The following is an 8,648-nucleotide window of genomic DNA, read 5'->3' on the forward strand; positions in this document are numbered from 1 at the left end:
GAAATCTTGGTTCATACACGGTTGTGTCAACGGCATTGACCAATCGCTACTCCAACTATCATATTGTTCAAGGAGGTTTTAGGTATGAAGAGAGTGTTACCGATCCTTTTCTTGGTTGTTGTGGTTTTGTCCGGATGTGTGGGTGGAGGATATGATGAGTACTACTACATTTCTGGTAGTGTTTACGAGAAGGAGACAAACAAACCTATTAGCAATATCGTAGTGTTGGTTGAGTCTACGGGGATCACAGATAAAACAGGGCCTACTGGCGAGTTTAAACTGTTAAAAGGTCGTGATAGTTATACTATAACACCAATTTCCTCTGGATGGACTTTTGAACCGAAAAGCTACCTCGTAACCAGAGAACGCCATGATCTGGATTTTCTAGCCACCCCAGTGGCTCGGGTCCCGGTATATGAAGATGAATACATTAAGATCGCTTTTATAGGGTGCGAACCTAGTATCTATCCAAGCGTAGAAGCTTTCTTAGTATTTGAGATGGTCAACAAGACTGAACGTGTAATATCTTTTCTAACACCTACATTCGCTTTAGATGGCATAAACCTGAGAAACGTGATCATGTTTGACGATTTATCCGCGAAAAGTTTTGGACCCGTCCGAGTAGCTTCCTTTGATCCTTTGCCGACTATGAAACCCACAAGGGTTACCGGAGCGGTAAAGATGATAGATGGAGTATCTTACGAAACGTTGGCGAACATAAGTTTCGTTGACATACCAGTTGTCCACTAATTGAAGATCGGGCGTACTAACCGGAAGTTATAAGGTGGGGAATGCAAGCCAGAATATCGTAAGCGTCAAACCAGCCGTACCTTCTAGCTCCTCTCCGCTGATGAGATAATGAAGTCATCAGAGGGAAGGAGCTGATTCGTGTGACTAAGGAAGCCAGGCAAGAGCTGCGCGAGTTGTGGGCTGAGAGGATAGAGGATTTCCGCGCCAGCGGTCTAAGCCAAAGGGCATGGTGCAGAGAACATGGGCTGCGGCCCAACCAACTCTGGTACTGGCTGCGCAAGTTTGAGACTGAAACTAACCAGCCGCAAAACGGCATATGGATACAACTGGATTCACTAGCTCCTACTGGCTCTGGTGTCGTGCTGCGCATCGGCAATGTGACTGTGGAAATTCAGCGCGGGTTTGACCCCCAGGTTCTAACGGAAGTCATCCGCTCCTTGCTGAACGTATGTTAATTGGTCATCCTAGGCAAAAGGTGTACCTGGCTGTGGGAGCCACCGACATGAGGAAGTCAGTGGACGGCCTGGCCGCCATAGTCCAGCTGGATTTCGAGCTCAATCCGTTTGAGCCCTGCCTGTTCGCCTTCTGCAATCGACAGCGGAACAGGGTTAAGATCCTGGAATGGTCCGAGCGAGGCTTTTGGCTCCACTACTTCCGTTTGGAACAGGGACGCCTGCCATGGCCTCAAGTAGGCGAGGAAGTTAACCCTCTAGATGTTACCTGGCAGGACCTGCGCCAGCTTCTGGAGGGAACACCGCTAAAGCCCGTTAGCCAGCGTGCTGTTAAGCTTCCGAAGTATGTAATTTAACATGCATTCTCCCCTTCCTGAGCCCTTTCCCAGCAGGGAATCAGCTTATCCTTCGCGAAGTACTGGGCATGGAAGACACACCGAAAACCCAAGACTCAACCGAATACTCATGGCAAGAACGTGCACTTAAAGCAGAAGCTGAGTTGGCCAAGGCCCTCCAGAAACTGGAGTACCTCGAGGCTCAACTGCGCCTGCTGACTGCCAAGCGCTTTGGCAGATCCAGCGAGAAGACGAGCAAAGATCAGCTTCAGCTCTTTGAGGACGTTTTCAATGAAGCCGAATCAAACGCAGAGCCCTTTGCTCCGGAGCCGGAGCTGATCACGGTGCCCGCCCACCAGCGTGCCAAGCGCAAGAAAAAGAAAGGTGTCAGCCTCGAAGGCCTGCCCGAGACCGTGGTTGAATACCGCCTTCCCGAGGAAAAGCTGACCTGTTCCTGCGGCCATGAAAGGCATATCATCGGCCAAGAGGTTACCAAAGAGCTGGTTGTGGTGCCGGCCCAGTTTTCCGTTACTAAGCATGTGCAGTATGTTTACGCCTGCCGCCACTGCGAGAATCACGGAGATGGCACGGCTCCCGTTGTGGTCAAAGCACCGAAACCAAACCGGGCTTTCCCGGGCAGTATTGCTTCTCCTTCTGCAGTAGCACATGTCATTGAAGAGAAGTACGTTATGGCCGTTCCCCTCTACCGTCAGGAGAAACAGTGGGAGCGAAGAGGCGTAAAGGTGTCCCGGCAGAACATGGCTAACTGGATCATGGCCGCCCAGCACTGGTTGCAGCCCATCTATGACCGCATGAAGCAAGTACTTTTGAGCCAGGACATCATATTTGCCGATGAAACCACTCTCCAGGTTCTCCAGGAAGACGGCAAAAAAGCTGAATCCCAGTCATACATGTGGCTGTATCGTTCAGGACGTTATGGGCCTGGGATCGTGCTTTTCGAGTACCAGCCCACCCGTTCTGGGGAACACCCGAAAGAGTTCCTGAAAGGGTTTAAGGGTTACCTGGTCACAGATGCCTATGGAGGTTACAATGGTATCCCCGATGTGACCAGGGTTGGCTGCTGGGCCCATGCTAGAAGGGGCTTTGATGAAGCCATCAAAGCTGCAGGCAAAAGGTCCAAAGCTCCCCAAGCAGCAGAGGGCCTTAAGTTCTGCAACGATCTGTTTGACATCGAGAATGCTCTTGAGGATGTCGATCCTAAGGAGCGCTATGCGCGGCGGCTTCTGCGCAGCAAACCTGTGCTGGACGCTTTTTTGGCATGGCTTGAAAAGACCCGCGAGGAATGTGTCAAGCAAAGCCATTTAGGCAAGGCTGTGGAGTACTGCCTTAACCACTGGAAGGAACTGAACAACTTCCTCTTGGACGGTCGGCTAGAGCTAAGCAACAACCGCTCAGAGCGGTCCATCAAGCCGTTTGTCATCGGAAGGAAGAACTTCCTGTTCTGCATCACTCCTCGGGGAGCCAAGGCAAGTGCCACAACCTACAGCATCGTCGAGTCGGCCAAGGAGAACGGTCTCAAGCCCTTCGAGTACCTGACATACCTGTTCACAGAGCTCCCCAATGCAACCACGAAGGCTCTTGACGAGTTCCTCCCCTGGTCAGAATCTCTGCCGGATAACTGCCGCATACCCAGCAAATGATTTACTACGACCTCTACCACCCCAAGGTAGAGGTCTTTTCTTCTCCAACTACCGTGACACCAATGGAGCGGTTAACGTCTATGGCCTATGTGGTTTCTCAACTCATTGGCCAGGAGGACATTGTCAAGGTACGCCCTCTTTAACGCTTACGGGGCATTGCATCCTCATGAACGATGATATCCGGGTTGTTCTTGGCGAACTCTTTCAGAACGTGCTGCATGACACCGTGCCGTGCATCGCCTTCGGTAAAGAAGTGCATGAGCCGAATCTCTACTTGTTCGCTTGCAGCCATTGCGCATTGACTACCTACGAAGATCCCCATTAACAGCACCAATACTAGCGCAACTACGTGCTTCTTCGTCATTTCTTGGTCCCTCCATCGATGATTTTTCCAAGTTCACGTCCACGCCGTCATGCAACTAGACCCCTCGCTACCCCTCCTCTCTCTGCAAGTCTCCTGTATCCATAACTCAAGGATTGCTCAAACGTCCAACAGCCCTTCCGTGAAGTTCCCTATGGCAAGGTACTTCTGGTAGAGCAAATCATAGCGCTCCCGCTGGGCTGGATTCGGCTCGTACTCACCCGAGCCCGCCCCGCAGATCGGATCTTGGGCGTGAGGAATAGTCTCGTAGATGCCAGCAGCCACTGCCGCATAGATGGCCGCGCCTAAGGCAGAGGCATGCTCCGTGCTGGCCACAGTGATCTTCCTGTTCAGCACGTCGGCCAGAGTCTGCATGACAAAGGGTGAGCGCTGGCTGATGCCCCCGGCGGCGATAATGTGGTCGATTTCCAGGCCGCTCTTGGCCAAGCTGTCAAAGATCCTGCGGGAACCGAAGGCCGTGGCCAAGACCAGCGCCCGGAAGATGGCGGGGGCATCGCTGCCCAGATCTAGGGCAAAGAGTGCACCCTTAAGCTCCTCATTGACCTCGGGATAGCGCCGACCGTTGAACCAATCCAGGGCCAGCACCTCCGAGCTCGCCTGCGCGCCCGCAGCAGCAAGTTCGTCAATGAGGCGCCGAGATACCTCGGCCTGAAGCCGGAGTTTGTCATCACTAGAAAGGAAAGATAAGTTTCGCACAATGGTTTCGATGGGCCACATGAGCAGCTCTTTAAACCAGTTGTACAGATCGCCGAAGGCCGCTTGGCCCGTCTCCAGTCCCCAAAAACCGGGAATGATGGAATCTTCCGCGAGGCCACAGATCGTCTTCAGGCTCTGGGCAGGAAGCTGGGCTCTATCCACAATCATCAAGTCTACGCTGGAGGTCCCAATTACCTTGACCATGGTCTTGGGTCTAATCCCGGCCCCGACTCCGGCGGCATGTGCGTCAAGGGAACTGCCGCCAACAACCACCCTGGGGTTCAAACCGAGGCGCTGCGCCCAGGCTGGATCGATTGCGCCTAGAGAGGTATCAGCGGGCTGGGGCCTTTGGGTGTAGCGGCTCCAGATCTGACCTAAGTAGGGGTGCAGGTTGGCGAAGAGCTCCTTGGGCGGCAGGCCGCCGAACTCCGTGGACCACAGTGCTTTGTGACCCGCGGCACAACTAGAGCGATACATATCCATGGGATCAGTCCTACCTGAGAGCAGGGCTGGAATCCAATCGCAGTGCTCCACCCATGACCAGGCGGCCTGCTCCACATCTGAGTCAACGCGCACTGTGCGGAGGATTTTGGCCCAGAACCATTCGGAGGAATATGTTCCTTGGAACTTGGTGTAATCCACCTCACTGCCCTGGGAGAGAACATGATCGATTTCGGCTGCTTCTGCCACCGCGGTATGATCCTTCCAGAGGTGGAACATGGCGTTGGGGTTGTTCCGGAACTCGTCCAAAAGCGCCAGGGGTATCCCCTCCCTGTTCACAGGGCAAGGGGTGGAACCGGTGGTATCCACGGCGATTCCTTTGACATGCTCGCTGGCGTTTCCACCTGCTTCCTCAAGTGCCCTGCGCACGCAGAGTTCCAGGGCTTCTAGGTAATCCTGGGGATGCTGCCGGAACTGGGCTCTGTTGGGATCGCAGTATTCTCCCTGGGTCCATCTGGGGTACTCCGCTTCACCGGACCCGATGATGCTGCCGCTGCGAGTATCTACAACCACTGCCCGAGCAGAGCCGGTGCCAAAATCTACTCCCACGACAAGTTCAGGACTCATACCTTACCTCCACTCTCTTACCTAAGCCTGCAGTTGCAGTGAGTTAGCCGCACTGCCCACCCTGTCGCCGTCTAGGTTGTAGACAGCGAAGAAGGGATCTTTGACGCCGGGAGGCACGAACCCAACATCACTGAGCACCAAGGTGGCTGCACCGATAATCTCTGCGTGTTCGCCCAGATCACCGCGAATCACATGGCAGGGGGATTGGCGGTTGCCCATGAGGTTTTCCTGGACGACCTCATTTACCACGTCTAGGAAGTTGCCTTCCATGCGGGAGACTCCGCCGGAAAGGATCACTTCGGATGGATCGAACATGTTCACCATGTGGGAAATGCCCAGGCCTACCCAATAGCCCACTTCTCGGGCGATTTCCAGTGCTGGTTTGTCAGCGTTGCGCGCCGCCAGGGAAACCTCCCTAGCGGTTACCTTTTCGATTTTGCCGTCTGCGAAGTCGAGTATTTCGGTCTGTACACCACTGCGGATCAACTCTTTGGCCCGGGAGGCGATGGCTTCGCCGCCGGCCAATGCCTCGAGACAGCCGCGCTTGCCGCAGTTGCAGAGGGGACCGTCTTTGAGGACAGTGATGTGCCCGATTTCCGCGGCTCCCCAGTGGGCGCCTGTGATCAGGCGGTAATCGGTCACCAAGGAGGCCCCGATGCCGTAGCCGATGTTCACGCAAGCAAAGGCTTTGAGGCCCTTGGCCGCTCCAAACCACTGCTCACCCCTGGCCACACAGCGCGTGCAATTGTCCACAAAGGTTTTGATTCCGAGCTCCCGCTCTAACACTGCCTTCACAGGCACGCTCTTCCATTTCAGGTTGGGCGAGAACTCCACCACACCAGTGCTGATGTTGACCAAACCGCTTATGGAAACACCTATGCCGCGCACCTCATCAACTGTAGTGTCAGTGTCCCTAAGCAGGGCTTTGATCTCCTCGGCCACTTGGCGCAGGGTTTCATCTGCGCTAGCCTGCACTGAGGTGGTAAAGGAGCGGCTTGCTTTGATGTTGGCGTCTATATCCACCAAGCCCACGGTGGTTGTGTACCGACCGATGTTGACCACTACTATTTTGAAGGAATCATAGTTGAGCTCCAGGATTTCTGCCCGGCGGCCTCCGCTGTACTTGGGTTCGGCCTGGCTGGTGTTGACTACGTTCTCGTCCATGAGCTCGCGCACCAGGTTTGTAACGGTGCTCCTGTTCAACCCTGTTTCCCTGGCGATGTCTACGCGGGAGATCTGCCTGTGATCGCGGATTATGTTGATCACCAGGGATTTGTTCAATTGCTTCATTAACTCCACGTTACCCGTTATGTACAACCAACCCACCCCATCATCACAACATTGTTTGTTTAATGCCCAAACAGTTTGTGGTTTGGATGAATTAAGTTTTCGACACTTCTTCCCCACTTTCTGCTTTTCTTTTCATATTTTTCTAGGGAAAGTGAAGATGGTCAGCAATAGGTAAAGCAGAAGGTCTCCCCACTTTGGACCTGTGGAATCATTCGTACGTCCGTTCGCACTGTGGTAAGCGTCAATGTCCCCCTAGAATCAATGTGTTTCTGGCAGCTCCTCCTCCGTCCGCCCCAAACCCACGGGTCTTGTCTACGCCTCCTTAACGGCTAGGCAACTCAACTATCCCCTAAAACGCGAGAGAAGGAGGCGGATACTCTTTTCCACAACAGAGCTTGTCGCAGCCTCCTTGATCTTGTCCAGTATGTTGCCTCGACGCCTTTTCGTTTCAACACTTTTGGGAACAGTTTGACCATAGGGCCTCTCCTTGATCAGCCCCACCGAGCAGGATTTAGGAGTCACTTCGTCACTTGGCTGGCAGTCCGCTCTACAGAGCAGCCCTGCAAAGGATATCTGGGTCTCTGCTACTTGAGTGTTGATCTGCACAAAACTGGTGACTCCCCCCGGTAAGCTGCTGGTTTGCCCGCCAGCTACCCGCAGTGCGGACTCACATTCCTTTACTCCTCGGTGGGTGATACTCAGGACGCCCTCAAAGCGCTGTGGTATAATCAGCCCTTCGTTGAGCAAGTACTGGAAGGCATCTTCCCCGCTTTCAGAAGTAAGGCCAGCTTCAAGCAACACCTGGTTGTGCAGGGCAGTCTTGCGCGGTGAGCCGTCAACCATTTTGTACAGCGTCTCCAGATACCTAAGCCTTTCCGCCCTTTTTGCGCTGGGCTCGAACATGGCAAGCACCTCCCAAGGAAGTTTTGGGGAGCTAAGGCTCTTCGTGCTGATCGTCTGGTGGTTGGTCATTCAGAAACGCAAACAGACTTCGATCCTGTCGGGGAGTGCTGTAAGTAAAGTCTTCCCGACGCACCCTCTGCCGTGGTTCTCTACGCGCCCAGTTCTCTTCGTGAAGAAAATGCTCGTAGCCACGTTTTTCCATGAACTCGACCAACCGATATTTGTGCTCACACCGACGTTCTGTATAAACCTTGGCATACGTGCGCACAGCACCAAGTATCTCTTCCTTGGAAAAGTCCTCCAAGGCCTCGGAGAGTGCCCTTTCTATCCTTTCCCTGGTCCTCTTCCCCATCCGCCCGTGGGGGTTTACGCCCTGAGCGTTCCAAAAAGCAATCAGATCGTTCACTGACAGCTGTTCTTCCCTCTCATCATTGGGCTTTGTCACTTGCCTAGGAGCGAGACACTGAGAAGACGTGTCCCTTTGCTTGGATCGGTCTAGTGAGAGATGGTTATTACTCAAGTTTTTGGTATCACTAGTTGTCATGGTATTACTTATGGGCACATCCTGAGACTCGCTGAACTTGGGTGGTTCACATTCTGAATGACTGATCATTTCTACTACGTGACTCGATTGAGCAGACCCTCCGTGGTCATCCACAAGGATCACCGATGCCTGCAAAATATACAGGTTGTTACCGTAGACCACCCGGCCGTCTCGCAGTACCCTAGTCCGTTGGATCTTGATTAGGGCATGATCCCTCAACTCCCGTAGATACTTACTTAGGGTGTTGCTGGAGATGCCCAGCTCTCTTTCCATCCGCCTCCGGCTGGGCCACGCCTTCATATCGCCTTGGCGCACCTCAGCGGAGTTCACAAAGGTACATAGATAGCCATAAACAGCCTTGGCCCCCGGGCTGAGGTTAGGATTACGAAATACAACCGCCGGGGCTGGACCGTAGTGACTGAAGACAGAGACTTCCCTTGATCCTCTTTGGTTACGATGGCTCCGCTTGATGGGCGATCCCTCCTTGTGCACATAACCCCATATTTTCTACATATCCTAGCATACATAGTCATATTTGTCAATATTTTGGGTGTTTTCTGACATTTG

At 53.4% G+C, this 8,648-nt stretch carries 9 protein-coding genes; 4 read left to right on the forward strand and 5 right to left on the reverse strand.

Going from position 1 to position 8,648, the window contains the following annotated elements; genetic code table 11:
• Positions 1-84: 84 nt before the first annotated feature.
• The 4 genes from ACE4YL_RS00750 to tnpC all read left to right on the forward strand — a co-directional run bounded on the left by ACE4YL_RS00750 (position 85) and on the right by tnpC (position 3,198).
• Entirely contained in the window at positions 85-750 is a 666-nt protein-coding gene (locus tag ACE4YL_RS00750; protein ID WP_461369014.1) for a peptidase associated/transthyretin-like domain-containing protein, read from the forward strand.
• A gap of 140 nt (positions 751-890) precedes the next feature.
• Positions 891-1,205, forward strand: a complete 315-nt coding sequence (tnpA, locus tag ACE4YL_RS00755; RefSeq protein WP_461369015.1) for an IS66 family insertion sequence element accessory protein TnpA — start codon at positions 891-893, stop codon at positions 1,203-1,205.
• Entirely contained in the window at positions 1,199-1,558 is a 360-nt protein-coding gene (gene tnpB, locus ACE4YL_RS00760) for an IS66 family insertion sequence element accessory protein TnpB (RefSeq protein WP_047794267.1), read from the forward strand. The genes tnpA and tnpB overlap by 7 nt, the downstream gene beginning before the upstream one ends.
• 68 nt (positions 1,559-1,626) lie before the next feature.
• On the forward strand, positions 1,627-3,198 hold the full coding sequence (gene tnpC / locus ACE4YL_RS00765; RefSeq protein ID WP_461369016.1) for an IS66 family transposase: 1,572 nt from the start codon (positions 1,627-1,629) through the stop codon (positions 3,196-3,198).
• Positions 3,199-3,337: 139 nt separating this feature from the next.
• Here the strand turns inward: tnpC and ACE4YL_RS00770 are convergent, their stop codons facing one another.
• The 5 genes from ACE4YL_RS00770 to ACE4YL_RS00790 all read right to left on the reverse strand — a co-directional run bounded on the left by ACE4YL_RS00770 (position 3,338) and on the right by ACE4YL_RS00790 (position 8,573).
• Positions 3,338-3,562: a hypothetical protein gene (locus ACE4YL_RS00770; RefSeq protein ID WP_461369017.1), complete on the reverse strand. Its 225-nt coding sequence runs from the start codon at positions 3,560-3,562 to the stop codon at positions 3,338-3,340.
• A 117-nt stretch (positions 3,563-3,679) separates the two neighbouring features.
• Complete coding sequence (locus tag ACE4YL_RS00775) at positions 3,680-5,344, reverse strand: ribulokinase (RefSeq protein WP_461359224.1); 1,665 nt, start codon at positions 5,342-5,344, stop codon at positions 3,680-3,682.
• 21 nt (positions 5,345-5,365) lie between these two features.
• Positions 5,366-6,634: an ROK family transcriptional regulator gene (locus ACE4YL_RS00780; RefSeq protein WP_461359225.1), complete on the reverse strand. Its 1,269-nt coding sequence runs from the start codon at positions 6,632-6,634 to the stop codon at positions 5,366-5,368.
• Between the two features lie 342 nt (positions 6,635-6,976).
• Positions 6,977-7,537: a hypothetical protein gene (locus tag ACE4YL_RS00785; protein ID WP_461359226.1), complete on the reverse strand. Its 561-nt coding sequence runs from the start codon at positions 7,535-7,537 to the stop codon at positions 6,977-6,979.
• Positions 7,538-7,568: 31 nt separating this feature from the next.
• Positions 7,569-8,573 (reverse strand): helix-turn-helix domain-containing protein, encoded by a 1,005-nt coding sequence (locus tag ACE4YL_RS00790; RefSeq protein ID WP_461369018.1) that lies wholly within the window; start codon positions 8,571-8,573, stop codon positions 7,569-7,571.
• Positions 8,574-8,648 lie beyond the last annotated feature (75 nt).

Origin of the sequence: Candidatus Darwinibacter acetoxidans (genome assembly GCF_041936445.1) — a bacterium.
Taxonomy (GTDB): domain Bacteria; phylum Bacillota; class Limnochordia; order Darwinibacteriales; family Darwinibacteriaceae; genus DTU010.